We start from the raw sequence: 24,947 nt of genomic DNA, 5'->3' as shown, positions 1-24,947 counted from the left end.
GGGCAGTCTAATCGGCATCGGCGGCCAAAACCACCAAAAGAAGCTTTCAAAAGTTACATAGCGTGAAATTTGGTTTGGATTAAAAGGGAAGCTCGGCTCCGTCCCAAGCAAATAGCTTGCCGCTATCGGCAGGGGACAGGCCATTAATCACGCGGAGCAAATATGCGGCGGATTGTTCGGGCGTGAACAGCTTCTCGGCGGGAACATTGCCCTGAAACGGTCGCGAAAGCGGGGTATCTACTGTGCCGGGGTGCAAGGTGACCGCGATGGTGGCAGGGTTCGTGCGGCCAAGTTCAATCGCGAAATTGCGCACCATCATGTTGAGCGCGGCTTTTGAAGCGCGGTAGGAGTACCATCCGCCCAGCCGGTTGTCGGTGATCGAGCCCACTTTGGCCGAGATCGCCGCAAACACCGGCCTTGCGCTTTTGCGCAATAGCGGCGCGCAGTGCTTGCCGATCAGCGCGGGGCCTATCGTGTTGATCGCAAACATTTCTGCCATCGCAGCGGCATCCAGCGCGCGCCACGATTTTTCAGGGCCTTGGCCATTGTCCAGCACCAGGCGGCCTGTGGCGACAATCACCAGATCAAGCGTACCACCGATGCTGGCGCAGGCCGCAGCAATGGTGACTTCATCGGCCAGATCGAAGGTGTGTGGGTGGATTTTGGGCGATGCTTCGAGCGACTTTCGCGCAAGGGCATAGACTTGAGCCACATCGTCGCGGGCGGCCAACTGGTTTACCAGCGCAGCGCCGATGCCACCGCTTGCCCCGAATACTGCGCATCGCAAACCGTTTTCCATGACGCCGCCTGTGGAACGCGGTAAGCTGTCTGTCGATATGGCCGTTCGCGCATTGCTGTATTGCTGCTATAATACAGCTTGCACGGCGGGCCTCGAAATCCCATGTTGATGATTGCCCACTTTTCGAAAGCATGTTTGCGATGGCCACACCTTCGACCGAGACTGCCACCCTCAGCCCGTTGACGCTGACCCCGCCCGATCCTGTGCCTGTGGTGGCGCCCGTTCAGGCCGCTGGGCTGGTGCCGGTTTCGGATGAAAACCGGTCAAAGCTGGAATCGAAGGTGGATGCCTTCGTTGCTGATCTGGTGGCGCAAGATGCGCGGAGTCCGGAATTCGGCAAAAAGGTCGATCAGCTCACCAACATGGGCCGCAAGGAAATTGCCCAGGCAGCGGGCATGGCCAACCGCTTTCTGGACCGCCCCATCCGCGCGATGGACAAGGATAGCGGCGTCGGGTCTGATCTGGCCGCCTTGCGCCGCACGGTGGAAGACCTTGACCCGGGCAAACAGGGCAAGCTTTCATCGGGGCGCAAGTTCCTCGGCATCATCCCGTTCGGCAACAGCCTGAAGAAGTATTTTGACGGCTATGTTTCGGCGCAGGGCCACATCAAGGCGATCCTTGACCGGCTGGCATCGGGCAAAGACGAATTGCTTATGGACAATGCCGCGATTGATGTTGAGCGGCAAAAGCTGTGGGAGGCGATGGGCAATCTGGAACAGATGATCCACATCTCCAAAACGCTGGACGCCAAGCTGGAAGGCGCGGCGGAAGATCTTGACCACACCGATCCCGCCAAGGCCAAGGCGATCCGTGAAAGCGCGCTGTTCTATACCCGACAGCGCACGCAGGACTTGCTCACGCAAATGGCGGTGACGGTGCAGGGCTATCTCGCGCTTGATCTGGTGAAAAAGAACAACGTCGAACTGGTGAAGGGCGTTGACCGCGCCAGCACCACCACGGTCGCGGCCTTGCGCACGGCGGTAACGGTAGCGCAGGCGATGACCAACCAGCGGCTGGTGCTGCAACAGATCACCGCGCTGAACACCACCACCGCCAACATGATCGATTCCACCGGCAAGCTGCTGCGTGAACAGACCGGCAAGATTCACGAACTCGCCGCCGCCAGCACGATCCCGCTGGAAACGCTGCAACGCGCGTTCCAGAACATCTACGATACGATGGACACGATTGACACGTTCAAGCTGAAGGCGCTCGATTCCATGAAGCAGACGGTGAACACGCTGTCGGGCGAGGTCGAGAAATCCAAGGGCTATATCGCGCGGGCCGAAGGCGCGGCGCAAGCCAAGCTGGCGGGGCCGGAAAGCTCACCCTTTCTGAGCCTTGAGGGTTAAGCCGCTGATGGCCAACAGTCCCGCGCAAGACAGCCAGCGCATCCTTGCCGAAGCCAGATCGACGCTCGTCCGCCAGCAGGCAGGCGGGCGGCGCAGCATCGGCCAGCGTTCGGCAGATATAAAGCGCCAGCATCGCGGCAAGAAGCTGGCGCGCATGGCGATGGCCGTCAGCGTGGTGCTGGTGGGCGCGATGGTGGCGGGGCTGGTGCTGGATGGCATCGGCTTTACCGGCGTCATGCTGCTGGGCCTCGCGATCATAGCGGCGCTGGTGTTCTTCGCCACATTCCCCAAGCTCAAAGTGCCCGATCTGGCCGCGCTCAACACAGGCGATGTGCGCACGATGGTGGGGCGCACTGAATTGTGGCTCGAGGCGCAACGCCCCGCCTTGCCCGCGCCTGCGGTGCAACTGGTGGACCAGATCGGCGTGCAACTGGATGGCCTCGGGCTTCAGCTTGAAGGCATTGATCCTGCCGAACCGGCGGTGGGCGAAGTGCGCCGTCTGGTGGGCGAACATCTGCCCGGCATGGTCGAAAGCTGGCGCAAGATACCCCCGCATCTGCGCAAGGAAGAGCGCGGCGGGCGCAACGCCGATCAACAATTGAGCGACGGGCTGGGCAAAATCTCGAAGGAGATTGACGAGATTACCCGCCAATTGGCGGCGGGCGATCTTGATGCGCTGGCGGTGCGTGGCCGCTATCTGGACTATCGCTATGGCGAAGGGCTAGACGACGCGCCCCAGCTTGCCGCACCAAAGGAAGCCTGATGCGCGTTGCCATTCCCCACACCCTGACCCGCGAAGAAGCGCGCCGCCGCTTGCGCGAAAAGGCGGAAAAGGCCATGGAAAAGGCCGAAAGCATGGCCACGATCACCACCACCTTCGTCGATGACGATCACATGACCATGAGCGTTGGCGCAATGGGCTATACCGTCGATTGCGCGGTGGAACTCACCGACAGCGAACTGGTGGTCGACGTCGATATCCCCGCCACGCTGGGCTTTGCCAAACGCATGATCGAAGGCATGATCCGCGAGAAGACGGGGAAGTTGTTGAGTTAGCGGGTGTAGGGGATTGATTCTACAAGGGCACGGGTGGTTGAGGCAGTTGTGCGAAAAGCTTCGGTGGCAACCATCTTGCATGTAAGATGTGATGGATTTCACAGATCATAATGTTCATTCTTTTTCTATCTTTTTCAAAATCTTTTATCATCATTTTCTTTAATTTTCGATTTTTGTTATAGCTTGCTGAGAATAATTCCATATAAATATATTCGTCTTTTAAATTGGGGTTATGCTTAAATCCACCGTATTTTGCATGGGCATATTTATTACGAATAGAGTTCGCTTCAGAAAGCAAATTTTTTACATAATCAATTACGATAAAATCATTTGATTTTTTATCTCTTTTATTAATTAATTCGCCAATAAGCTCGATTTTATTTGAGAAATTCCGAATGACTCCGAGTATGGTAGTCGAGTCATCTTCTGAAATTCCGGTGATCTGCCGAACAACGAGTGGCACGAAATCTTCGATGATCGCAAATTGACTTATTATAATTCCAACAATTTTTGGGAATTCTGGATTTGCGCTATCCAAGATAATGCTATGTTTCTCAACATAAGAAGAGTATTTTGGAAACTTGATATAGATCTCTTCACTCATGTCATGCACCGATCAGTATAAAACAGATGACGTGCTTCGCCGGATGCTAAGCATGCTACCTAAGCCGCATAATTTGGCGCAAGAGTCGAGGACAAACAGTGAAGGGAACAACACTAACGGGTGCGAAAACCCCTAGATGACCGCTGCTTTACAACGCGCAGGGCTTGAAGGTTTTTTGCGTGATATCGTCTGCCCGGCGGTCTTTGCGCGAAAAAGGAAAAAGAAGCGGGACCCCGGGTCAAGCCCGGTGTGACGGTGGGGGGCGGGGCGATGGCGTAGTACGTCGGTGGCCTCGATGAAGTGTCCACCTGCCGTTCGTCGCCGCTCAAATATCCTTGCGTTCCAGTTCCAGCAGTTCCTGCGGCAGGCGCAGGGAGTTGGCAGCGATGCGGGTTTCGAGCAGGAGATAGATCAGCGCGATCATCAGCAAGGCAATCGCGGTGGAAAAAGTGATGCCGGTGAGGTTGCCAAGGTCGCGGCCAAACATCTCGCCCACGAACAGCGAGCCGACGGTCACGCCAATCGCAAGGCCCGACAGCACGAGCAGCAGCAGCGCGCGGCCGATCAGGTGGATGCGCCGGTCTACATAGCGGATTTCGATCACGACCACATCATGCGCAGGCCCGACGGTTTCGCCGTGCAGCTTTTGCAAGGTGCGCGACCGGTCAACGATGCGGCCAAGGCGCGTGGTGAGGATGTTCATGATATTGCCGATGGCCACCAGCACGAAAACGGGGGCCAGGGCCAGTTGGATCGTCTGGGCTATTACGCCGGTGTGGGCAGCATTCATAAACAGGTCTTTCGCGTTTGTTGCCAAGTGCCACGGGCAGACCATCGGGGGCAAGCTGGATACGTCTGCATGGCGATTGTGCTTCAATGTAAGGCGTTGGTGACACATTCGTGCTGGCAATGGCGTGATCGTGCTCGGCTTTGCCCCTGCGCTGTGCTGAACAAGCTGGGCGAATTCCTGACCGTGTTCACCAAAGTCACGCTCAGCGAATACCGCCGGGGTGACGTTTCGCGCTTTGAAAGCCGGATCGTGCAAATCGACGAGATCGTCGAATGCCACCTTGTTTCGGGCGGATATGGCTACCTGCTCAAATTCGTGGCGCGCGGGGTTTCGCATTACCAGTCGATTATCGAAGGCATGTTCGAAAGCGATTATGGCATCGAAAAATACTTCAGCTATGTTGTAATCAAATCGCCATTCATCAAGCATCACTTCCCGATCCAGAACCTGTTTGGCCAAACGCATACCTGATGAAAAAACGGCCTTAAGCCTTAAGCCTGAAGCGGACCCGCATGACGACCATCGCCGATCTTTTGCCAAACCTTGTCGCGCTGCGGCGTGATATTCACCAGCACCCCGAACTCGGCTTTTGCGAACATCGCACGGCGGGGCGGATTGCCGATGAACTGCGCGGTATCGGCATCGAAGTGCATGAAGGCATTGGTGTCACCGGTCTTGTCGGCGTTTTAAAGGGCAAGCGTGAAGGCATACGCAGCATCGGCCTGCGCGCCGATATGGACGCCCTGCCGTTCCACGAGGCAACCAATCTGCCATGGGCAAGCCGCATGCCCGGCACGTTCCACGGCTGCGGCCATGATGGCCACGTCGCGATGTTGCTCGGCGCGGCGCATGTGCTGGCGGCAGACCCGGACTTCGCCGGAACCGTCAACTTCATCTTCCAGCCCGCCGAGGAAGGGCAGGGCGGTGCGCGCGTGATGATCGAGGAAGGGTTGTTCGACCGTTTCCCCTGTGATCGCGTCTTTGCCCTGCACAACTGGCCGGGCCTGCCCGCCGGCACGATCAGCACCCGCCCCGGCGCGATCATGGGCGCGGCAGACAAGTTCAACATCAAGGTTGCGGGCAAAGGCGGCCACGCGGCGATCCCACAGGATTCACCCGATGCTATCCTTGCCGCAGCATCCTTGGTGCAGCAACTTAACACCATCATTTCGCGCGCGGTGCCAGCCGCGTCTTCTGCGGTTCTGTCCGTCACCCAAATCCATGGCGGTGATGTGCACAATGTGATCCCGGCAGAGGTTACGGTCGGCGGAACGGTGCGCACCTTCGATCCGGTGGTGCAGGACCGCATTGTTGAACGGATGCACGGAATGCTCAAAGGCATCGAGGCATCGTTCGAAGTGCGCTGCACGGTGGATTACGAACGCTACTACCCCGCCACGATCAACGACCCTCAAGCCGCAGCCGATGCTCTGGAAGTTGCGGCTACTGTGGCCCACGCCGAACTTGCGGCTGAACCTGCGCCGACATCGGAGGACTTCTCGTTCATGCTGCAACAGCGCCCCGGCGCGTACATCTGGCTCGGCCAAGGCACCCCAGATCACGCTGCGCCACTGCACAACCCGCAGTATGATTTCAACGATTCCGTGATGGAAACGGGCATCCGCCTGCACGTGGCTTTGGCCAAGCACTGGCTGGTCTGATCAGAACCAAGCCCTAACGCCGATCAGCGCGCTGAATGACGAAGGGCTTCCCCCCGGCCCGCGCCAGCCGCGCTGTTGCACCCAGCTTGCGCTACCAATGCAAGCCCGCATAGGGCGCAAATTCGGGTACGACTTCATAGCGCAGCCGCGTGCCAAGCTCGAACCAGTAAGGCGCAAGGCCTTCGACGCCGATCACGCCATAAGTGCGGTCCGGCCCCGCGCCAAAGTCTTGCCGCGCGCCCAGTTCAAAGAAGTGGCCAGGCAGATGGATCGGGTGCGCCCAAGCCGGGAACAGCGGGGCAAGGCCCATCGCACCCGCGCCAAGCGACAACGATCAAGCAGGAGGTGCTTTTCCATCACATATGCGATAAGCTTGAAATTGCGTTATCTCTCAAGAATTTCCGACAATTTCTGCCGCGCGCGGTAAATCCGTGTCTCCACTGCCTTTTCGCTCAGCGAAAGAATCGTCGCGGCCTCCGCCATGCTCATCCCTTCCAAGCGGCACAGGATCAGGGGTTCCTTCAAGTTCGCGGGCAGGGCGGCCAGTGCTGCACCAATCCGCGCCACTTCGCGTGCTGAAATTGCAGCAGCTTCTGGGTCTTGGCCTGCGTCTGCCACATCAAAGGCATCGTCCAGCGGCTGTGCCATCCGGAACAGTCGCCGCACCGCGCGCCGCCGCGCCCAATCATGGCACTTGTTCAGCGCGATGCGGATCAGCCAAGTGCGAAACGGCTTGGCCGGGTCATAACGCCCCAGCGCGGCAAAGGCCGAAACGAACGTTTCCTGCGCAATGTCCACTGCCTCGCTGTCATCGCCCAAATGGTGCCGGGCCACCCGGAACGCCGCCTCGCGGTGCCGGTCCATCAGTGCGGTATAGGCCGCCTGCTGGCCGCCAAGCGCAGCCGCGACCAGCGCGGCGTCGCTCGCGTCGGCTGGCGGTGCCCCCATCTTGGCGATCAGTGCGCTTGCGGGGCCGTGAGCGCGCGGGCGATCTCGCGGTCAAAGATCGTGGCCTGCTGGGGCGTCAAGACCGCGCGCATCGCAAAGACATGCGCCAGCGTTTCCTTCTGAAGATCACCCATCGCCATGTGCGAACGGTCCACCGCGCCCGCCACTTTGGGGCCGAACTGGTGCTCGCTGGCCATCGCCTTGGCCAGATCGGCATTGGTCTGCCGCATTTGCGCATCCAAAGCTTTGCGGCGCTGGGCGAAGTCCGCCTCAAGCCGGTCAATCTCGGCCTGTTGTGTGGCTGTCAGCTCAAGCCGGTCGTGCATCAACTGGTGCAATTCGCTGCCGCCATGATCGGCCACCATCACGCCGCGTGCAAAGTGGCTGGCGGCCAGCGCTATCGCCGCAGATACCAGCGCGACCAGCACATAGCGCAAGTTCGCGCGCATCAATTTGCCAGCAATTGCGAAGGTGCACCCGCTGGCACACCAAACAGCGGTTCGGCCTGTGCCGGGGCCACAGGTGCCAGCGAACCGGCCACGCCGACAAGTGCGGCAACCGCAAGGGCCATCACCATGCCGCGCCGTGCCACACGCGCATCACGCCGCGCCGCAAGGCCCTGCATCACGCCTTCGTCAATCGTTGCCAGTGTAGCCGGCAGGCTTTGCCCGCCAAGAGCTCCCAAGATAGCATCAAGATCGGCCATAGATCGGTTCTTGTCCTTCGTTCCACGTAATGCATGATACGCAGCCTGCGGCAAATTCCCTCATCTGACAGTGCCCCCGCAAGAAAAAACTTCGTTACGTGCTTGAGGGATCGCAAGCGGCGGTGCGTATTGCCATTCGAGAGGTGGCCCATGAGGTGGCACAAGATCCCACTGCCGAAACGATTTTGATGCGCCGTTTTGCTCTTCTTGTTGCTCCGGCCTTTGCCATGATGGCGCTGCCCGGTGCCGCATTCGCGCATACCAAGCTGCTGTCATCCAGCCCTATAGCGAATGCAACGGTGGCCAAGCCAACCAAACTGACGCTGACCTTTTCCGAAGCGCTCGTTGGCCCGCTTTTGGGCATCGAACTGGTGATGACCGGCATGCCGGGCATGGCCGATCACGCGCCCATGCCGATCAAGGGCTTCAAGAACGCAGCCGATGGCAAAGTCCTCACCATCACGCTGCCGCGCGCTCTGCCCGCTGGGGCATACAATCTGAAATGGCATGCGGTGGCCGGCGATCAACACCGCATCGAAGGCCAATACAGCTTCACCGTCCGCTGATTCACCGTGGAGCCGCTTGGCCTGACACTGGCGCGTTTCGCCGCCTGTGCGGCGCAATCGCAGCGGTCTTTACCGCTCGAATTCGCGTTCGGCATCTGCGTCGTCGGCATCGTTGCATGGCTGGGCGTGCTGGATCCCGCAGCCTAGCCTATTGGCAACAAAGTTTCCCCACAACAGCGCTTGACCTGAAGGGCGTTTGCCTCGCACATCGTAAATTGCAACTTATCAACGGGAGAGTGCAAAGTGTTTAGCCATATCATGGTCGGCAGTGACGACATCGCCGCATCCAAGATGTTTTACGACGCCACCTTCGCCGCGTTTGGCGGGCCGGAAGCCATCATGGATCCCAAAGGTCGCCTGATTTATCAGCACAATGGCAGCATGTTCCTTGTGACGCAGCCGATCAATGGTGAACCGGCTTGCGGCGCAAACGGCGGCACCATCGGCTTCAAGATGAGCCCTGAACAAGCCAATGCATGGCATGCAGCAGGCTTGGCCAATGGCGGCACGGCATGTGAAGATCCTCCGGGCCCACGCGAAGGTTCGCCCTATTATCTTGCCTATCTGCGTGACCCTGCCGGCAACAAGCTGTGCGCATTGGACGTCATCGCCTGATGAGCATCGAGACCGTTTCGACAACAAAGGCGCACGGCGGAACGCTGGGCGTCTATAAACACGATTCGGCCTCCACGGGGACAGGAATGACCTTCTCGGTCTTCCTGCCTCCTCAGGCGGAAGCGGGCGTGAAGCTGCCGGTGCTGATTTATCTGTCAGGCCTCACCTGCACCCATGCCAATGTGACCGACAAGGGTGAATATCGCCGGATCTGCGCCGAACTCGGCATCGCGTTCGTTGCGCCTGACACATCACCGCGCGGTGAAGGCGTGGCCGATGATCCTGCCGCAGCCTATGATTTCGGCCTCGGTGCGGGCTTCTATGTCAACGCCACGCAAGCACCTTTTGCCGCACATTACCGCATGTGGGATTACATCGCGCAAGAACTGCCTGCGTTGCTGGGCGCGAACTTCCCGGTGGATTTGGGCCGTATGGGCATCACCGGCCACTCGATGGGCGGCCACGGTGCGCTGACGTTGGGGTTGACCTACCCCGAAACGTTCAAATCGCTGTCAGCCTTCGCGCCGATTGTCGCGCCGGGCCAAGTACCGTGGGGCCACAAGGCTTTGCGCGGTTATTTGGGTGACGACCGCGCGGTCTGGCGCCATCACGATGCGGTGGCGCTGATCGAAGACGGTAAGCGTCCGGCTGGGGATATCCTTGTAGATCAAGGTGATGCTGACAACTTCCTTGCCGAACAACTGCGCCCCGAGCTGCTGGCTGATGCCTGCAAAGCCGCAGGCGTTGATCTGACGCTGCGCCTGCAACCGGGCTATGACCACAGCTACAACTTCATCTCGACGTTCATGGAAGACCATGTCCGCTGGCATGCAGAGCGGCTGTAAATTCAGACCCACCCCCAACCCCTCCCGCTTGCGGGAGGGGAACGAGATTTAATGAGCCGAAGGCGAGTTTAGTCGCAGCGGGGTGGGCACTTAAGCCTCAGCGCACTTCCCGCGCAACAGCATCCAACAGCCCATTGACGAACTTGGCCTCACGTTCATCAAAGAACGCATGGGCCACATCAACATACTCGCTGATCACCGTGCCAATCGCCACGTCCTTGCGCGCCATCAATTCATAAGTGCCAGCGCGCAGGATTTGCAGCATGGTCTTGTCGATGCGCGGGATTGCCCAGCCGCTGGCCAGTTTGGACGTTAGCGTCGCGTCGATTTCGCCGCGCCGCGCTTCAACGCCGCGCACGATATCGTCGAAGAAGTTGATATCTGCCTTGGCATATTCAACATCTTCGATTTCCGCGCCCAAACGGTGCTGATGAAACTCGTCGAGAAGCAAGTGCAGCTCGGTCCGCTCCATATCGACCTGATAGAGCGCCTGCACTGCGGCAAGGCGCGAGTTCGAGCGGGCCTGGCCTGAAAAGCTGCTCATATGCCAAGCCTCAATTCGATCGATCGCGCGTGGGCGGCAAGGCCCTCGGCGTCGGCAAGGGCGATGGCGGCAGGACCGACGGCGGCAAGGCTCGCGTCAGTGGCGGCAATAAAGCTGGTGCGTTTCATGAAATCCAGAACGGAAAGGCCCGAGGAAAAGCGCGCGCGGCGCCCGGTGGGCAGGACGTGATTGGGACCGGCGACGTAATCGCCGACAGCTTCGGGGGTCATCCGGCCAAGGAAGACCGAACCCGCATGGCGTATTTGGTCGAACAGCGCTTCGGGGTCATCGGTGGCGATCTGAACGTGTTCGGCAGCCAGCGCATTGGCCAGTGCGGGCGCTTCATCCAGTGAATCCACCACGATGATCACGCCATAGGCATCCCAACTGGCCTTGGCCACTTTGGCCGTGGGCAGCATGGCGATTTCAACGCCGATCAGATCGATCACCTGATCGGCAAATCCGGCATCGTCAGTAATCAGGATCGATTGCGCCACGGGGTCATGCTCGGCCTGGCTGAGCAAGTCGGCGGCGATCCACTGCGGATCGTTCTTGCCATCGGCGATCACAAGGATTTCCGAAGGCCCTGCCACCATATCGATGCCGACAATGCCGAACAACTGGCGCTTGGCTTCGGCCACCCAGGCATTGCCGGGGCCGGTGATCACATCGACAGGCTTGATCCGCTTGGTGCCATAAGCCAGCGCGGCCACGGCCTGCGCGCCGCCAATGCGCCACACTTCGTCGGCTCCGGCCAAATGCGCGGCGGCCAGAACCAGCGGATTGGCCTCACCCTTGGGCGTGGGCGTTACCACAACCAGCCGCTCAACGCCCGCCACCTTTGCCGGAATAGCGTTCATCAGCAGCGATGATGGATACGATGCGCGTCCCCCCGGCACATAAAGCCCTGCGCCGTCCACAGCGCTCCACCGTGCGCCAAGGCGCATGCCGGTGGCGTCGGTATAGTCGCGGTCTTCGGGCAATTGTGCTTCGTGATAGGCGCGGATGCGTTGTGCCGCCAGTTCCAGCGCGGCGCGCAGATCGGGCTTCAACGCATCGAACGCTTCACGGCAAGCCTCGGCCGAAATGCGCCAATCATCGTCAGCAGGCGAATGGCCGTCAAACTTCGCGGTATATTCCGCCAGTGCCTCGTCACCGCGCAGGCGCACATCATCGATGATGGTCTGCACATCACGGGCTACGTTCTCATCGCTCTCGCGCCGGTCTTTGACCAGCCGGGCAAAGGCGCGCGGAAAATCGGGATCGTTAGACTTTAAACGCTGCATCACGCGGCATCCTTTTGCGCAACTATCGCGCGAAACGCATCGATCAGCGCGCCCATGCGCGCGCTATCGGTTTTCAGCGCGGCACGGTTTACGATCAGGCGGGCTGAAACCGGCAGAATTTGGCTGGTTTCAACCAATCCGTTGTCCTTCAGCGTGCGTCCGGTGGAAACCAGATCGACGATGCGGCTGGCAAGGCCCAGCGAAGGCGCCAGTTCCATCGCACCGTTAAGCTTCACGATTTCAGCCTGTACGCCCAGCTTTTCAAAGTGTCGGCGCGTCAGGTTGGGATATTTGCTGGCGACCCGCGCATGGCTTTCGCGCGCATTTGCGCCGCTTTCCACCGCGCTGACAGGTTCTGCCACAGACAGGCGGCAATGCCCGATGTTGAGATCAACCGGCGCGTAAAGATCGGCATAATCAAACTCGTCGATCACGTCCGAACCCACGATGCCCGCGTGTGCCGCGCCATGCGCCACGAATGTCGCCACATCAAAAGCGCGCACGCGAATGATCTTCACGTCTGCTCGGTTGGTGGCAAAGGAGAGCGCGCGCGAAGACTTGTTGAAAAAGTCTGCGTCAGGCACGATCCCGGCCTTCTCCAGCAAAGGCAGCGCCTCATCAAGGATGCGGCCCTTTGGGATGGCGAAAACGAGGGGTTTGGGCGTAGACATAGCCCGCTGCCCATATGGCAGACGACCGCAAAGGGCAACCGAATGAACCCGGTCACCTTGATCGGGTTTATCGAAAAGTCTCACCCAAGAAACGCATCCAGCGCGGCGTTGACCTGGTCTGGCGCTTCCCACGGCACGAAGTGGCCGCATTCGTGCACGGGGTGCAGCGTCAGGTTGGTCACGAGTTTGTCCATGCCTTCCAGATTGCAGGCGGGCAGCGCCAGATCGTCCATTGCCCAGATTACCAGCGTGGGAATGGCCAGTGGCGGCAAGGGCGCATCGGTATAGCCTTCGGGCAGGGCAAAGGGTGCGTCCATTGGCGGCACGTTGATTGCGCTTGCGCGATACCAGTTGAGCATGGCGATGGCAGTATCTGGGTCTGACCAATCCTGAAGCAGGGCATCGCGTTCCGCGTCTTCCAGCGCGGACGAGCGGCCCCAACTGATCGCTTTCATCAGCAGCGCACCCAGACCATGTTCGCGCACCAGCGCATCATTGGCCGTATCGCGGAAGGCGCGCATATATTGGCTGGCCTCGCGCTGTTGCGGGTTGGTCCACAGCAAGCGCGGGAAGATCACCGGATGCGGCGCGTTGGCGATCACCGCGCGGGTCACGCGGGTGCCCTGGCCCATCAAGGCCACGCCCCAGGCAATCGCGCCACCCCAATCATGACCCAAAATGGTGAACTGCCCCACGCCCAAAGCATCGGCCAGTTGGAACACATCGCCGATCAGCTTATCCGGCGTATAGTTTTCCATGCCTTCAGGCCGCGATGATCCGCGATAGCCGCGCTGATCGGGCGCTATGCAACGGAAGCGGCCCGAAAGGTGTGCGATCTGGTGCCGCCAAGTGCGGTGGCTTTCGGGAAATCCGTGCAGGAACATCAGCACCGGCGCGTCCCTCGGGCCGGTGTCGATCACGTCGAGTTCAATCCCGCTCGCAAGCGTTACGCGTGTCATGTTCATGCGGTTTCTCCCGTTGTGTCCAGCGCGACCAGTTCGAGGATCGTGTCCGGAAAGATTGGCTCGTGCCATTGGGCCACTTCGGCAAAAGTGAACCAGCGAGGCTCCATCTGCATCTTGCGCTCAAGTTCGGTATGGCCGCTGGTGTCAACTTCGAAGGCAGGTGCGCGCACCCGGTAGAACCGCTCGTCCGAAGTGATCGGCTCGCCTTCCAAAGTCACATAATCATCGGCGCGTTGGGCAATCTCTGGGCCGGGTTCGGTGTCGAGCCCGGTCTCTTCAAACAACTCCCGCCGCGCTGCCACAGCAAAATCCTCACCCGGATCGCATTCGCCACCGGGCGCGCACCAGAATGCGGGGCGGTTCTGAGGAGCGTAGCGGAACAGCAGCAACCGGTCGCGATCATCTGTCAGCAGGATACGCGCTGACCGACGGATGCGGCGTGCGACTGGTCGTTCACTCACCGGGCGCGCGGGCCTTGATCGCCATCGCGTGAACCCGCTCACCGGGCAGATCGCCCAGAGCCTTGTTGACCATGCGCTGCCGGTTCAGCCGCGATTGGCCAATGAAGGCGGCGCTTTCGATCTCTATGGTGAAGTGCGATTCGCCCGAACCGTCATGGCCTGAATGGCCCGCATGGCTGGCGCTATCGTTGATCACCGCAAGGCTGGTGGGGGCAAGGGCCTGGGTCAGCAGACGCTCGATTTCTTGTGCGATTGGTCCTGTCATGGCTTCCCTTCTAGCCGCTCTATCGCCATGTGGAAGGGGCATGCGAAATGATAAGTTCCACGGCCGCGTTCAAAGTGATGGACGCATCTGCAATGCGCCCGGTTGCGATGAACCGGGCGAGTTCCGCGCACCCGGCGTCCGCTCTTCGGGCTTTGACGGGCCGGGCGATTACCGCTGGTTCTGCCTTGAACACGTGCGCCAGTTCAACGCAGGATATGATTTCTTTGCAGGCATGACCGCCGACGAAATCCTCGCCGCGCAATCACCGCTGGCCGGATGGGAGCGTGAAACCCGCGCCTTCCGCCCCGATGCCGGAATCGACGCTGCCCCGCGCTGGGCAGACTTTACCGACCCCCTCGACGCGATCTCGTCCCGCGTCAAAGCCCGCCGGGCAGACCATGAAATGGCCGCCGAAGCAGCACGGCGCGGCATCAGTCCCGATGAACGCAAGGCCTATGATGTGCTCGGCCTTGGCTATGACGCGGATCGGCGCGCGCTGCGGGGACGCTATTCCGAACTGGTGCGCAAATTCCACCCCGATCGCAACGGCGGGGATCGTGGATATGAAGGCCAGCTTCAGGCCGTCGTCGAGGCCTACAACTTGCTAAAAGCCAACACTGTGTTCAAGTAACGCAGTAGCCCCGGTCAATTCCTGCTTGAATTGTAGTTGCATTTTTCAATTGCTACTGCTGAGAATGCGATAAAAACCAAAACGTGCGGATTGACACATTCCGTGCGTAGTTGCTTCTGTACTCCCCGGTAAACCTACGGAGTCAATTGTGGCGGCCGATGAATCTGATACCTTTGTGCGAATTGATACCGCAGGCACCATTCGGGACATACCGTTGCCCCGTTTGGGTATCTGCGGCTTTGGCCGCGTGCCTGCCAATACCGTGGTGTTGGACGATAGCCTGGCATCGCGCGAACATGCGATGATCCGCCGCAACGCTAGTGGCCTTTGCATTCTGAACGATCTGGGCAGCACTAATGGCACATGGTTGAATGGTCGGCAAGTGCTCGGCCCAACCCAGTTGAAATCGGGCGACCGCATCCTGATCGGCCGCCAGATTATCGAATTTGTGCAACATTCGGCTCCGGCTGAATTGCCTGATCCATCGGACAGCCGCACCCAGTTCTTCATGGACCAGCAACTGGTCAGCGCGCTGGTCATCGATCTGCGCGGCTTCACCCAGCTTTCCGCAGCGATGGGCGAAAAAGCGATTGCAGCGATGATGGCTGATATCAACCGCGAAGCGGGCGAACTGCTCGAAACCGCCGAAGCATGGTCGATCAAGTTCATTGGTGATGCGATTCTGGCGATTTGGCTTCATCCCACCAATGCCCTCCTGCGCCGCGATGTGGTGACCGTGCTGGATGTCGTCAGCGGCTATCAGGAGATTTTCCGGCTGGCGGAAAAGCGTCACAAACCGCCTGTCGCGCTGCGTTTTGGCTGCGGATACAGTGCTGGTACTGCCTCGGTCGGCAATATCGGTAGCGGCGCAGCAGCCGATTTCACCGCCATGGGTGAGGCGGTAAATATTGCATTCCTGCTGGAGGACGCAACCAAAGCATGCGCCTGCGATATCCTGATATCGGGTTCGGTCTTCAGCGCTTTGGGCGATGTGCGTTTTCGACCATCGCAAATGATAGATACTAATATCAAAGGATATAACCGCTCAGTGCCTGCTTTGGCTTTGCACTTCGGCGACGTTGGCGAATTCCTCACGGCCTTCCTTCCAGCCTGATTGGTAAGCCTTTCGTCGCGAGCCTGTCAGATTACAGGGCTAGAACATCGGCATAGATCGGAAGGAGATGCCGTTGATCAGGACAGTTCTGGCGCTTGGCGTGTTTTTGGTGCTCGGCCTTTTGCGGTTGATCGTTCCGCTGCGCGCGATTGAGCTTCTGCTCTGGACAAGTGTCTTGCGGCTCTTCCGGGTGCAACTTGTCGTCCATGGCCAAGCTGCGCAGGGCGGCACGCTTCTGCTGGCGAATCACGTGTCATGGATCGATATTGCCGCGTTCGGCCGCACCATAGACGCGTGCTTTGTTGCCAAGGCAGAAGTCGGCGGCTGGCCCATCATCGGCGCTGCCGCGCGGCGCATCGGGTGCTTGTTCGTTAAACGGAGCTCCCGCCGTTCAGCGCACCTGATCGCCGCGCAACTGGGTGAGCGGCTGGACGCTGGCCGCAATGTCATCGTCTTTCCCGAAGGCACCACCGGGCCGGGCGATCATGTTCTGCCATTCCGCAGCACGCTGACCGGTGCCGTCACCTGCCAGCCATTGCAAGTGCAGCCCGTAGCGATGGTCTATCGCAGTGTTCAAGACCGCGCGCTGGCAGCGTGGCTTGGCGATGCGTCGCTCTTGCCCCACGCTCTGGCACTCGCGCGATCAGGCGGGGTAACGCTTGATCTATGGTTCGAACAGCCATTTGTCGCGACAGACCGCAAGCATGCAGCAGTCCGCGCCGGGGCGGTTATCGCGGCCCGTTTGGCTGATGAATTGCTGGATCAGGCCGCCACGCTGAAGCGTGTGGCGTAACGGCCTGCGATCCGGTCCACCGGCATCACCACGCAAACATCGACCGTGTTGAAAGCATGGTCAATGAACGCGCCGTCGCCGAACATCGCGCCGGTGCGCAAATAGCCTTTGACCAGCGGCGGCAAGTTCAGCATCGCCTGCCGTTCGTCAAAACTGCCCGGCGCAAGCAAGTCCATGCTGACGCCAAGTGCCGGCAAAACGCGCGGGCACATCCCGGCAGGTGCAAGGTGGTTGTGGTACAGCCAAGAGAGCGCCGGCGCGTGGGCGTGCGGATCAACCCCCTGAAACGACGCGCAACCGAACATCAGTTCTATGCCGTGCTGGGCGATGTATTCGGAAATGCCACGCCACAGCAGCGCTATGGTTCCACTGGTGCGATAGGGTGGCAGCACACACGAGCGGCCAAGTTCGAGCAGTTCGCCCGACTGCCTCCATTCGCCACCAACCAGTTGCGAAAGATCATATTCACCTGCGGAATAAAATCCGCTGTGAGCGCGGGCAACCGATTCACGCAGAAGGCGATAGGTGCCCACCACGCATGAATCTGCCGGGGCCGCTTCGTCAATCACCAGAAGATGATCGCACAAATCATCGTAGGCATCATGATCGAGCAGAGGTGAAGCTTCACTTGCCTGTGTAATGGCTGCCGCACCGCGCTCGGCAAAAAACACCTGCCAGCGCAGTTTTTGGACTGCGAGCAAATCGTCGGCATCGCGCGCAAGGCGGATTGAGAGGCGGCGCTCGCCACGCTTTTCGCGAACAGGAATAGCAGGCAAAACTTCGGTCATCACAAACCCCTCCAGTCTGTGCCGATACCCTCTCTCTGTGACCCGCGTTTTACGGATCGATGCCAGTTATGTGGCGAAATCGTCGGTTCTGTCTTGTTTATTTCACATTGCCCAAACGAAAAGAGGCCCCGGGAAGGGGCCTCTTGACGCTCAGATTATGAGATATCGGTTCAGGCCGCGACAGGCGCCGCATCGCGGACCGACTGGTCAACGTGCTCGGCAAACTGCTGGAAGTTGTCCACGAACTTGCGGACCAGTTCCTGTGCAGTCTTGTCGTATTCCTCGCCATCGGCCCATGCGCCGCGTGGATCGAGCAGCTTCGTATCAACGCCTGCCACTTCAACCGGCACTTCGAAGCCGAAGTTGGGGTCTTTCTTGAAAGTTGCGTTGTTCAGGCTGCCATCGAGCGCAGCATTGAGCAGCGCGCGCGTGGCCTTGATCGGCATACGCTTGATGCCTTCTTGCGTGGCCTTGCCGCCTGACCAGCCGGTGTTGACCAACCAGCACTTTACGCCGCCCTTGGCGATGCGCTCTTTCAGCAGGTTGCCATAGACCGATGGGTGACGCGGCATGAACGGCGCACCAAAGCAGGTGGAGAACGTGGCTTCGGGTTCGGTCACGCCGATTTCGGTGCCGGCAACGCGTGCGGTGTAGCCCGAGATGAAGTGGTACATTGCCTGATCGGCCGTGAGGCGCGCAATCGGAGGCAACACGCCATAAGCATCTGCCGTGAGGAAGATGAGGTTGGCGGGAACCGGGCCGAGGTTCTTTTCCGAGCAGTTGGGAATGAAATCGATCGGGTAGGAGCCGCGGCTGTTTTCAGCCAGGCTGTTATCATCAAGATCGATTGTGCGGGTCACCGGATCGATCACGACGTTTTCCAGCACCGTGCCGAAACGCTTGGTCGTAGCGAAGATTTCCGGTTCTGCTTCTGCCGATAGGCGGATCATCTTGGCGTAGCAACCGCCTTCGAAGTTGAACACGGCGGTATCTGACCAGCCATGCTCGTCATCGCCGATCAGCGTGCGCGAAGCATCAGCCGAAAGCGTGGTCTTGCCGGTGCCTGAAAGGCCGAAGAACACGGCGGTTTTGCCATCGGGGCCGACGTTGGCCGAGCAGTGCATCGGCATCACGCCCTTGGCAGGCAGCAGGTAGTTGAGGATGCCGAACACCGACTTCTTCATTTCACCGGCATAGGCCGTGCCGCCGATCAGGATCAGCTTTTCGCTGAAGTTCACCGCCACAACGGTTTCGCTGCGGCTGCCGTGGCGTCCAGGATCGGCGCGGAAGCTGGGCAGATCGATGATCGTATATTCCGGCGCAATCGTTGCCAGTTCGGCATCGGTCGGGCGGACGAGCAAGGTGCGCACGAACAGGTTGTGCCATGCAAATTCGTTGATCACGCGCACATTCACGCGATGCTCTCGCTGGCTACCGCCAAACAGGTCGGCCACATAGAGGCGATCTTTTTCGCCCAGTGCGGCGATAAAATCAGCCTTGAGTGCGGCAAAGTGTTCTGGCGTCATCGAAGCGTTGGTCTTGCCCCACCATACGGTGTTTTCTGTTTCGGCATCGCGGACAATGAACTTGTCCTTTGCGCTTCGTCCCGTGTGTTTGCCGGTTTCAACCACCAGTGGCCCGTCAACCGAGAGCAAACCTTCGCCGTTGCGGACGGCATGTTCGACCAGCGATGTTGTTCCGAGGTTGGCAAACAGTTCTGCCGGTTCGGGAAAACCCTGGCTGGCGAGAGATACATTCAGGCTGTTAGCGGACACTTAGGACCTCCCGATGGCGGCGCGTAAGCGGGTAGAGACCCCGCCTTGCGCGGTATTGCGAATACGAATGCGCTGATTCTGAGGTGGCGCATAGTATTTGCGCAATGCTGCGTCAAATGCCACGCTTCAACGAAGTTTTTTGCGCAGTCGCTTGCATCTCATGCAACTATCTTTTCAGTCGCGTGTCGGCATAAAGTTGCGCGCGGTCGGTGCTGCCGGTATTCACACATTATGGGCAGTATTCCACCAGACCATGTTGCGGCGCAGGCTGACCCAAGGACCATCGCGCTTGTCGATGATGACCGCAACATTTTAACGACTGTTTCCATTGCTTTGCAAACCGAAGGCTTTGTTACCCGGCTTTATAACGACGGGGATAGCGCGCTGAAGGCCATGCTGGACAACCCGCCCGACCTTGCGGTGTGCGATATCAAGATGCCGCGCATGGATGGCCTTGAATTGCTGCGCCGCTTGCGGGAGAAAAGCGATCTGCCACTTATTTTTCTCACCAGCAAAAATGACGAGGCCGACGAGGCGCTTGGCCTGTCGATGGGGGCCGATGATTACATTGCCAAACCCTTCAGCCAGCGCCTGCTCGTCGCGCGGATCAAGGCGATCTTGCGGCGCAGTGATATCGTGCGCCGCGAAGCCGAAGAGCAAGAACCCACCGGCGAACCGCTGCCCGATCCGATCCGGCGCGGGCGTCTGGTGATGGACCCGGCGCGCCACGCTGTAACCTGGAATGACGCACCGGTGTCGCTCACGGTTACCGAATTCATGATCCTTGAAGCGCTTGCCATGCGCCCTGGAGTGGTCAAAACGCGCAACCAGCTGATGGACGCGGCCTATCACGATGATGTCTTCGTCGATGATCGCACCATCGATAGTCACATCAAGCGGTTGCGCCGCAAGTTCCGCGTCGCCGATGCCGAATTCGGTGCAATCGAAACGCTCTATGGCGCAGGCTACAGTTTTGCCGACGATTGATGACGCCCGCCCGCTGCCGCCCCGGCCGCGTCTGGAGCGTCCGCGTCTGGGCCGCCGCTGGCGTATTCGCGGCGTGTCGCTTACCACGCGCATCCTGTTCTTCAATGTTATCGCACTCGCGCTGCTGGCTGGCGGTTTCTTCTATCTGGACAGCTACCGCTCCCAGTTGATCGAAGAGCGTTTTAAGCTCGCCCGGGCCGAAGCTGATATCGCCGCTGACGCGCTTGATGGCGCCAGTATCGAACAACGTCGCAAACTGCTCGCCCGCATCGGCACCGAACAGACCTTGCGCCTGCGGTTTTACGACGGGCAAGGCCAGCTTCTGGCCGATAGCTTTGCGCTTGCTCCACCCTCCTTCGCGCTGATCGATCCCGAAACCGAACCATGGTATCAGAAAGCCGCGCGATTGCTGGATCGCGGCGTGGATTTTATCGTCAACGCGCCATCGGTGCAGCGCTATAGCGACACCGCTGAACAGCCCGCCGGAAGCTGGCCCGAAATTGCCGCCGCGCGCAATTCGGGCAAGACCGAGGTGTACTTGCGCTATGCACCGGACCGTACGCCGGTGATCACCGCCGCTGCACCCGTCGGCAGAGACGGCGAGGTGTTGCTTAGCTTGCGTAACGCGTTGGACGTTACCCAATCGGTGCGCGATGCCCGCCAGACGCTGGTGATCATCATCGGCTTTGCCCTGCTGCTCTCGATCCAGCTCTCCTTGTTTCTTGCGCGCACCATCGTGCAGCCTTTGCGCGCTCTGGTGCGGGCCGCCGTGCGCGTGCGCTTGGGGCGCGAGCGTGAGGTCGTCGTGCCGCGCTTGCCGGATCGGGGAGACGAGATCGGCCTGCTCGCACGCGCCGTTTCGGATATGACCACTGCACTGCGCCAGCGCATTGATGCGGTGGAAATGTTTGCGGCAGATGTCGCGCACGAACTCAAGAACCCGCTTGCCTCGCTGTCCAGCGCGCTGGAAACGATGGAGCGTGTGGATGACCCTGCCTTGCGTCGGCAACTGGCCGATATCGCCGCGCACGATGTGCAGCGGATTGATCGCCTGATCACCGAAATCGCCGATGCCAGCCGCATCGATGCCGAACTCAGTCGCGCCACGTTCATGCCGCTGGATATGGCTGCCCTTGCCTCGCAGATTGTCGGCGCACGTGATATACGCGCCAATGCCTCGATCCCGATCCGCTTTGACCATGCAGGCGGCGATACACTGGTTCCGGGGGACGCCGCCCGATTGGAACGCGTGCTCGAAAACCTGCTCGATAACGCTGTATCCTTCACTCCGGCTGGCGGCGTGGTCGAAGTTGTGGTGTGGGGCGACGAGGAAATGGCGCATCTTTCGGTATCGGACGAGGGACCCGGTATCCCGGCATCGGAACGCGACAAAGTGTTCGAGCGCTTCCATTCCGTCCGCCCGACCGAAGAAGCCTTTGGTGCGCATAGCGGCCTTGGCCTCGCCATTGCCCGCACCATTGCCGAAGCGCACGATGGCGCGCTGGTGGTGGATGACCGGCCAGATGGAAAGCAGGGCGCTTACCTTGTGCTCAGCCTGCCCTTGTTGGCCGAGGAGGAGGCGGAATGAGCACCGTGCGACAGGCAACTTGCGTGGCCATCGGCGGGCGCGGCCTTCTTATCGAAGGCGCGCCGGCGTCGGGCAAATCCAGCCTTGCGCTTGCCTTGATTGATCGCGGCGCCATGCTGTTGGGTGATGATGGCGTGATGCTTAGCGCGCAAAACGGGCGTTTGATTGCAGCGCCCCACCCCAACACCATCGGCACGCTCGAAGTGCGCAACGTGGGTTTGGTGGACATGCCGGTATCATCGCCGGTGCCCGTCGCGCTCGTGATTAGCCTCGATGGCCAAGCGCCGCGCTTCATCGAGAGCGCTGCGACCATCACCATCGGCGATGTCCCGCTGCCATGGGTAAAGCTCTATCCCGATAGCCCGGTTCTGGCGTTGCGCGCAGAAATCGCAATGCGCACTTATGGATTGATGTTTTCCTGATACGGGACAAGTCGCTTACGGACTTTTCATCGTCCCTACAAAAGCGCAAAGCACGCGGTGATGGCGCAAGAGTCGAATCCGCAACGCATCCTTCTCGTCACCGGCCTGCTTGGGGCGGGGAAGACGACGGCGCTGCGCACGCTTGAGGACCTTGGCTGGGAAGCGATTGACAACTTCCCCATCCGCCTGCTCGACCGCTTGCTGGAAACCGAACACAGGTCAGCTCGTGTCGAATCCGGCGCTCCCATGGCCATCGGGTTTGATACGCGAACACGCGGATTTGATCCGGCGCGCACGATTGAAATGGTTAAAAAGCTCTCGCAGCGCAAAGACCTGCTGATCACAACACTGTTCCTCGATTGCGCCGGGTCAGAGCTTGAACGGCGCTATAACGAAACCCGCCGCCGCCATCCGATGAGCGAGGATAAGCCCGCCACCACCGGCATTTCGGCAGAGCGCGAATTGCTGGAGCCGCTGCGCCGCTGGGCCGATGTGGTGATCACCACCAGCAACTTTACCACAAACGATTTGCAACAAGCGATTCGCAGCCAGTTTGCTGGTGAAACGCCAGCCCCGACAACGCTGACGATCAGCAGTTTCGGTTTTTCGCGCGGCACGCCGCCGCTGGCTGATCTGGTGTTTGATATGCGCTTTCTGGCCAACCCGCACTGGGTCGATGATTTGCGCCCGCAAACCGGGCGTGATTATGCGGTCGGCGCGTTTATCCAGCAAGATCCCGCCTTTGCCGAGGCTTTTGCCCGCATTCGTGACCTGCTCCTGCTGCTGTTGCCGCGCTATCAGGAACAGGGCAAAGCCTATGTCCACGTCGCGTTCGGCTGCACCGGCGGGCGGCATCGTTCGGTGTTCATGGCCGAGCAGATCGCTTCTGACTTGCGCGACGCGGGATTTTCTCCCACATTGCTGCATCGCAACCTGTCGTCACGGGCGGCTGATATGCTGGAAGGCAATCAGAACCTAGGCGGCAAGGGATAATGATAACGATGATGGGCGGGGCATTACTGGAAGTCATGGTTTTCGATTCCCAGTCGTTTTGCGTTCCCCGCGTCCGTGCCAAGCTTGCGTTCATGCAAGGCCTGGCAAGATGTTTGGCCGCACCTCGGAGCACGCCCTGTTCATGATCGGTCTTATTCTCGTTACCCACGGCGCACTTGCCGATGAATTCATCCATGCGATGGAGCACGTTGTCGGTCGCCAGACAGACGTAATTGGCGTCTGCATCGGCCCGAATGATGACATGGAAAAACGCCGTAAGGAAATCGCCGACGCCATCAAACGTGTCGATAGCGGTGAAGGCGTGATCATCCTCACCGATCTGTTCGGCGGCACCCCATCCAACCTTGCTATCTCGCTTATGCAGGCGGGCAAAGTCGAAGTGATTGCCGGGATCAATCTGCCCATGCTGATCCGTCTGGCCAAGGCGCGCAATTGCATGGGCGTCAAAGAAGCGACATCGGCCGCGCGTGACGCTGGCCGAAACTACATAACGATCGCTTCCGAATTCTTAGGGCAGGATGCGTGAGATGTCGGATCAAGGTTATGTCACTCGCGAAACGGTGACGATCGTAAACCAGCGCGGCCTCCATGCCCGCGCCAGTGCCAAATTCGTCAATGCCGTGGCCAAGCTGCCCGAAGGCATTGAAGTGATCGTCGCCAAAGACGGGACCGACGCCAATGGCGGCTCGATCCTTGGCCTGATGATGCTCGGCGCGGCCAAAGGCGATATGGTTGATGTCACCGTATCCGGCCCCGAAGGCGATGCCGACGCGATCCTGATGAAGCTGACCGGACTAATCAAGGACGGCTTCGGCGAAGATTGATCCTCTTGCCGCCTGAAGCTGCTTGACGCATGGGGGCGGCATGACGCGCAAGATCATCACCGGCTTTTCCAACCCCACGGTCAAATTCGTGCGCAGTTTGCGCGAAAAGAAGTACCGGCGGCTTGAACGCAAATTCCTCGCCGAAGGGCTGCGCTTGCTCACCGATGCCCGCGAGGGCGGGCGTTTACCGGAAATCCTGCTGATGGCGCAAGGCCGCGAAGGTCATCCATTGCTGGATGAACTCGAAGCGGCGGTCGATTCCGCAGGCGGCGAAGTGATCGAACTGCCAGTCGATATTCTCGCCAAAGTAACCGGCAAGGAAAATCCCCAAGCCGTCGCCGGGGTCTTCGCTGAATGGGACACCTCGATCCAGCGCATTGATCGCAACGCCGCGCCGATCTGGCTTGTGGCACATGCCATGCGTGATCCGGGCAATCTTGGCACGATGCTGCGCACCGCTGATGCAGTGGGCGCAGGCGGGCTGATCCTGATCGACGATTGCGTCGATCCGTTCTCGGTCGAAGCCGTGCGTGCCAGCATGGGCGCGATCTTCACGCAACAACTGGCGCAGGCACGCTGGGATGAATTCAGTGCTTGGTTGCGGGCAGGCGAGGGCCAATTGGTCGCCGCCAGTTTGCGCGAGGCTGTGCCCCATCGTGGTGCCGCCTATGCCGCGCCGTGCTTTGTCATGATCGGCAACGAGTCGCGCGGACTGCCAGAAGAATACGAAACGGCCTGCGATCTGCGCGTGACCATGCCTATGCGGGGCCGCGCCGACAGCCTTAATGCCGCTGTTGCAGGCGCTGTCTTGGCCTATGAGGTGCTGGCAACGCTTGATGTGTGAAGGCTGACAGGCCGGTTAATCAAATGGTCAGGC

At 59.8% G+C, this 24,947-nt stretch carries 34 protein-coding genes; 19 read left to right on the top strand and 15 right to left on the bottom strand.

What is annotated here, in order from left to right; all coding sequences use genetic code 11:
• Positions 1–79: 79 nt before the first annotated feature.
• Positions 80–799, bottom strand: coding sequence for an SDR family NAD(P)-dependent oxidoreductase (locus IP81_RS03940; RefSeq protein ID WP_197274508.1), 720 nt, complete (start codon positions 797–799; stop codon positions 80–82).
• A gap of 140 nt (positions 800–939) precedes the next feature.
• Between IP81_RS03940 and IP81_RS03935 the strand changes: the two genes are divergently transcribed.
• The 3 genes from IP81_RS03935 to IP81_RS03925 are packed head-to-tail and all read left to right on the top strand — an operon-like array spanning position 940 to position 3,207.
• Positions 940–2,151, top strand: coding sequence for a toxic anion resistance protein (locus IP81_RS03935; RefSeq protein WP_054106756.1), 1,212 nt, complete (start codon positions 940–942; stop codon positions 2,149–2,151).
• Between the two features lie 7 nt (positions 2,152–2,158).
• The gene (locus IP81_RS03930) at positions 2,159–2,914 is read left to right on the top strand and encodes a hypothetical protein (RefSeq protein ID WP_054106666.1); all 756 of its coding nucleotides are present in this window, start codon (positions 2,159–2,161) and stop codon (positions 2,912–2,914) included.
• On the top strand, positions 2,914–3,207 hold the full coding sequence (locus IP81_RS03925) for a polyhydroxyalkanoic acid system family protein (RefSeq protein ID WP_054106665.1): 294 nt from the start codon (positions 2,914–2,916) through the stop codon (positions 3,205–3,207). The genes IP81_RS03930 and IP81_RS03925 overlap by 1 nt, the downstream gene beginning before the upstream one ends.
• Positions 3,208–3,226: 19 nt before the next feature.
• Here IP81_RS03925 and IP81_RS03920 read toward each other — a convergent pair whose 3' ends face one another.
• Together IP81_RS03920 and IP81_RS03915 are read right to left on the bottom strand one after the other, a co-directional pair.
• Complete coding sequence (locus IP81_RS03920; protein ID WP_054106664.1) at positions 3,227–3,811, bottom strand: hypothetical protein; 585 nt, start codon at positions 3,809–3,811, stop codon at positions 3,227–3,229.
• A 325-nt stretch (positions 3,812–4,136) separates the two neighbouring features.
• Positions 4,137–4,601: a DUF2721 domain-containing protein gene (locus tag IP81_RS03915; protein WP_054106755.1), complete on the bottom strand. Its 465-nt coding sequence runs from the start codon at positions 4,599–4,601 to the stop codon at positions 4,137–4,139.
• 69 nt (positions 4,602–4,670) lie between these two features.
• On the opposite strand from IP81_RS03915, the gene IP81_RS03910 reads away from it, so the two are divergent.
• The gene (locus IP81_RS03910) at positions 4,671–5,072 is read left to right on the top strand and encodes an Lrp/AsnC family transcriptional regulator (RefSeq protein WP_231626223.1); all 402 of its coding nucleotides are present in this window, start codon (positions 4,671–4,673) and stop codon (positions 5,070–5,072) included.
• 41 nt (positions 5,073–5,113) lie between these two features.
• Positions 5,114–6,262, top strand: a complete 1,149-nt coding sequence (locus IP81_RS03905) for a M20 aminoacylase family protein (protein ID WP_054106663.1) — start codon at positions 5,114–5,116, stop codon at positions 6,260–6,262.
• Between the two features lie 91 nt (positions 6,263–6,353).
• Here IP81_RS03905 and IP81_RS21615 read toward each other — a convergent pair whose 3' ends face one another.
• Genes IP81_RS21615 through IP81_RS03885 form a run of 4 tightly spaced genes read right to left on the bottom strand, consistent with a single transcriptional unit; the run spans position 6,354 to position 7,916 of the window.
• Complete coding sequence (locus tag IP81_RS21615; protein ID WP_369800699.1) at positions 6,354–6,593, bottom strand: copper resistance protein B; 240 nt, start codon at positions 6,591–6,593, stop codon at positions 6,354–6,356.
• 53 nt (positions 6,594–6,646) lie between these two features.
• Complete coding sequence (locus IP81_RS03895) at positions 6,647–7,210, bottom strand: RNA polymerase sigma factor (protein ID WP_054106661.1); 564 nt, start codon at positions 7,208–7,210, stop codon at positions 6,647–6,649.
• Between the two features lie 8 nt (positions 7,211–7,218).
• Positions 7,219–7,659: a Spy/CpxP family protein refolding chaperone gene (locus tag IP81_RS03890; RefSeq protein WP_054106660.1), complete on the bottom strand. Its 441-nt coding sequence runs from the start codon at positions 7,657–7,659 to the stop codon at positions 7,219–7,221.
• A complete protein-coding gene (locus tag IP81_RS03885) occupies positions 7,659–7,916 on the bottom strand; it encodes a hypothetical protein (protein ID WP_054106659.1) in 258 nt (85 codons plus the stop codon). The genes IP81_RS03890 and IP81_RS03885 overlap by 1 nt, the downstream gene beginning before the upstream one ends.
• Before the next feature lie 188 nt (positions 7,917–8,104).
• On the opposite strand from IP81_RS03885, the gene copC reads away from it, so the two are divergent.
• The 4 genes from copC to fghA all read left to right on the top strand — a co-directional run bounded on the left by copC (position 8,105) and on the right by fghA (position 9,942).
• Positions 8,105–8,482 (top strand): copper homeostasis periplasmic binding protein CopC, encoded by a 378-nt coding sequence (copC, locus tag IP81_RS03880; RefSeq protein WP_054106754.1) that lies wholly within the window; start codon positions 8,105–8,107, stop codon positions 8,480–8,482.
• A 6-nt stretch (positions 8,483–8,488) separates the two neighbouring features.
• Entirely contained in the window at positions 8,489–8,629 is a 141-nt protein-coding gene (locus IP81_RS20030; RefSeq protein ID WP_157573064.1) for a hypothetical protein, read from the top strand.
• 96 nt (positions 8,630–8,725) lie between these two features.
• Positions 8,726–9,097, top strand: a complete 372-nt coding sequence (locus IP81_RS03875; protein ID WP_054106658.1) for a VOC family protein — start codon at positions 8,726–8,728, stop codon at positions 9,095–9,097.
• Positions 9,097–9,942 carry an S-formylglutathione hydrolase gene (gene fghA / locus IP81_RS03870; RefSeq protein ID WP_197274507.1) on the top strand — a complete coding sequence of 282 codons (846 nt, stop codon included), beginning with the start codon at positions 9,097–9,099 and terminating at the stop codon, positions 9,940–9,942. Before IP81_RS03875 ends, fghA begins: the two co-directional genes overlap by 1 nt.
• A gap of 97 nt (positions 9,943–10,039) precedes the next feature.
• On the opposite strand, the gene nusB is transcribed toward fghA, so the two are convergent.
• The 6 genes from nusB to IP81_RS03840 all read right to left on the bottom strand — a co-directional run bounded on the left by nusB (position 10,040) and on the right by IP81_RS03840 (position 14,134).
• On the bottom strand, positions 10,040–10,486 hold the full coding sequence (gene nusB, locus IP81_RS03865; RefSeq protein WP_054106657.1) for a transcription antitermination factor NusB: 447 nt from the start codon (positions 10,484–10,486) through the stop codon (positions 10,040–10,042).
• Positions 10,483–11,772, bottom strand: a complete 1,290-nt coding sequence (gene hisD, locus IP81_RS03860) for a histidinol dehydrogenase (RefSeq protein ID WP_054106656.1) — start codon at positions 11,770–11,772, stop codon at positions 10,483–10,485. The genes nusB and hisD overlap by 4 nt, the downstream gene beginning before the upstream one ends.
• The gene (gene hisG, locus IP81_RS03855; protein ID WP_054106655.1) at positions 11,772–12,443 is read right to left on the bottom strand and encodes an ATP phosphoribosyltransferase; all 672 of its coding nucleotides are present in this window, start codon (positions 12,441–12,443) and stop codon (positions 11,772–11,774) included. The genes hisD and hisG overlap by 1 nt, the downstream gene beginning before the upstream one ends.
• A gap of 80 nt (positions 12,444–12,523) precedes the next feature.
• The gene (locus IP81_RS03850) at positions 12,524–13,408 is read right to left on the bottom strand and encodes an alpha/beta fold hydrolase (protein WP_054106654.1); all 885 of its coding nucleotides are present in this window, start codon (positions 13,406–13,408) and stop codon (positions 12,524–12,526) included.
• Positions 13,405–13,869 carry an NUDIX hydrolase gene (locus tag IP81_RS03845; RefSeq protein WP_054106653.1) on the bottom strand — a complete coding sequence of 155 codons (465 nt, stop codon included), beginning with the start codon at positions 13,867–13,869 and terminating at the stop codon, positions 13,405–13,407. The genes IP81_RS03850 and IP81_RS03845 overlap by 4 nt, the downstream gene beginning before the upstream one ends.
• The gene (locus IP81_RS03840) at positions 13,862–14,134 is read right to left on the bottom strand and encodes a BolA family transcriptional regulator (RefSeq protein ID WP_197274506.1); all 273 of its coding nucleotides are present in this window, start codon (positions 14,132–14,134) and stop codon (positions 13,862–13,864) included. The genes IP81_RS03845 and IP81_RS03840 overlap by 8 nt, the downstream gene beginning before the upstream one ends.
• A 40-nt stretch (positions 14,135–14,174) precedes the next feature.
• Between IP81_RS03840 and IP81_RS03835 the strand changes: the two genes are divergently transcribed.
• The 3 genes from IP81_RS03835 to IP81_RS03825 all read left to right on the top strand — a co-directional run bounded on the left by IP81_RS03835 (position 14,175) and on the right by IP81_RS03825 (position 16,672).
• Positions 14,175–14,765 (top strand): J domain-containing protein, encoded by a 591-nt coding sequence (locus IP81_RS03835; protein WP_054106651.1) that lies wholly within the window; start codon positions 14,175–14,177, stop codon positions 14,763–14,765.
• A 148-nt stretch (positions 14,766–14,913) separates the two neighbouring features.
• Complete coding sequence (locus tag IP81_RS03830) at positions 14,914–15,879, top strand: adenylate/guanylate cyclase domain-containing protein (RefSeq protein WP_054106650.1); 966 nt, start codon at positions 14,914–14,916, stop codon at positions 15,877–15,879.
• Between the two features lie 73 nt (positions 15,880–15,952).
• Entirely contained in the window at positions 15,953–16,672 is a 720-nt protein-coding gene (locus tag IP81_RS03825) for a 1-acyl-sn-glycerol-3-phosphate acyltransferase (RefSeq protein ID WP_197274505.1), read from the top strand.
• Here IP81_RS03825 and IP81_RS03820 read toward each other — a convergent pair.
• Together IP81_RS03820 and IP81_RS03815 are read right to left on the bottom strand one after the other, a co-directional pair.
• Positions 16,642–17,460, bottom strand: a complete 819-nt coding sequence (locus IP81_RS03820) for a GNAT family N-acetyltransferase (protein ID WP_054106648.1) — start codon at positions 17,458–17,460, stop codon at positions 16,642–16,644. The genes IP81_RS03825 and IP81_RS03820 overlap by 31 nt on opposite strands.
• Before the next feature lie 170 nt (positions 17,461–17,630).
• Positions 17,631–19,235 (bottom strand): phosphoenolpyruvate carboxykinase, encoded by a 1,605-nt coding sequence (locus IP81_RS03815; protein WP_054106647.1) that lies wholly within the window; start codon positions 19,233–19,235, stop codon positions 17,631–17,633.
• A gap of 231 nt (positions 19,236–19,466) precedes the next feature.
• On the opposite strand from IP81_RS03815, the gene IP81_RS03810 reads away from it, so the two are divergent.
• The 7 genes from IP81_RS03810 (at position 19,467) to IP81_RS03780 (ending at position 24,914) form a co-directional block, all read left to right on the top strand.
• Positions 19,467–20,222, top strand: coding sequence for a response regulator transcription factor (locus tag IP81_RS03810; RefSeq protein ID WP_054106646.1), 756 nt, complete (start codon positions 19,467–19,469; stop codon positions 20,220–20,222).
• Complete coding sequence (locus IP81_RS03805) at positions 20,191–21,810, top strand: stimulus-sensing domain-containing protein (protein ID WP_082355944.1); 1,620 nt, start codon at positions 20,191–20,193, stop codon at positions 21,808–21,810. The genes IP81_RS03810 and IP81_RS03805 overlap by 32 nt, the downstream gene beginning before the upstream one ends.
• The gene (locus tag IP81_RS03800; RefSeq protein WP_054106645.1) at positions 21,807–22,232 is read left to right on the top strand and encodes an HPr kinase/phosphorylase; all 426 of its coding nucleotides are present in this window, start codon (positions 21,807–21,809) and stop codon (positions 22,230–22,232) included. Before IP81_RS03805 ends, IP81_RS03800 begins: the two co-directional genes overlap by 4 nt.
• 60 nt (positions 22,233–22,292) lie before the next feature.
• On the top strand, positions 22,293–23,225 hold the full coding sequence (gene rapZ / locus IP81_RS03795) for an RNase adapter RapZ (protein ID WP_054106644.1): 933 nt from the start codon (positions 22,293–22,295) through the stop codon (positions 23,223–23,225).
• A 142-nt stretch (positions 23,226–23,367) separates the two neighbouring features.
• Positions 23,368–23,772 carry a PTS sugar transporter subunit IIA gene (locus IP81_RS03790; RefSeq protein WP_054106751.1) on the top strand — a complete coding sequence of 135 codons (405 nt, stop codon included), beginning with the start codon at positions 23,368–23,370 and terminating at the stop codon, positions 23,770–23,772.
• Position 23,773: 1 nt separating this feature from the next.
• Complete coding sequence (locus tag IP81_RS03785) at positions 23,774–24,070, top strand: HPr family phosphocarrier protein (protein WP_054106643.1); 297 nt, start codon at positions 23,774–23,776, stop codon at positions 24,068–24,070.
• A 40-nt stretch (positions 24,071–24,110) separates the two neighbouring features.
• Entirely contained in the window at positions 24,111–24,914 is an 804-nt protein-coding gene (locus IP81_RS03780) for an RNA methyltransferase (protein WP_054106642.1), read from the top strand.
• The last annotated feature ends 33 nt before the right edge of the window (positions 24,915–24,947 follow it).

Source organism: Novosphingobium sp. AAP83 (genome assembly GCF_001295795.1).
GTDB lineage: Bacteria > Pseudomonadota > Alphaproteobacteria > Sphingomonadales > Sphingomonadaceae > Novosphingobium.
This window is presented reverse-complemented; position numbering and strand designations above follow the sequence as displayed.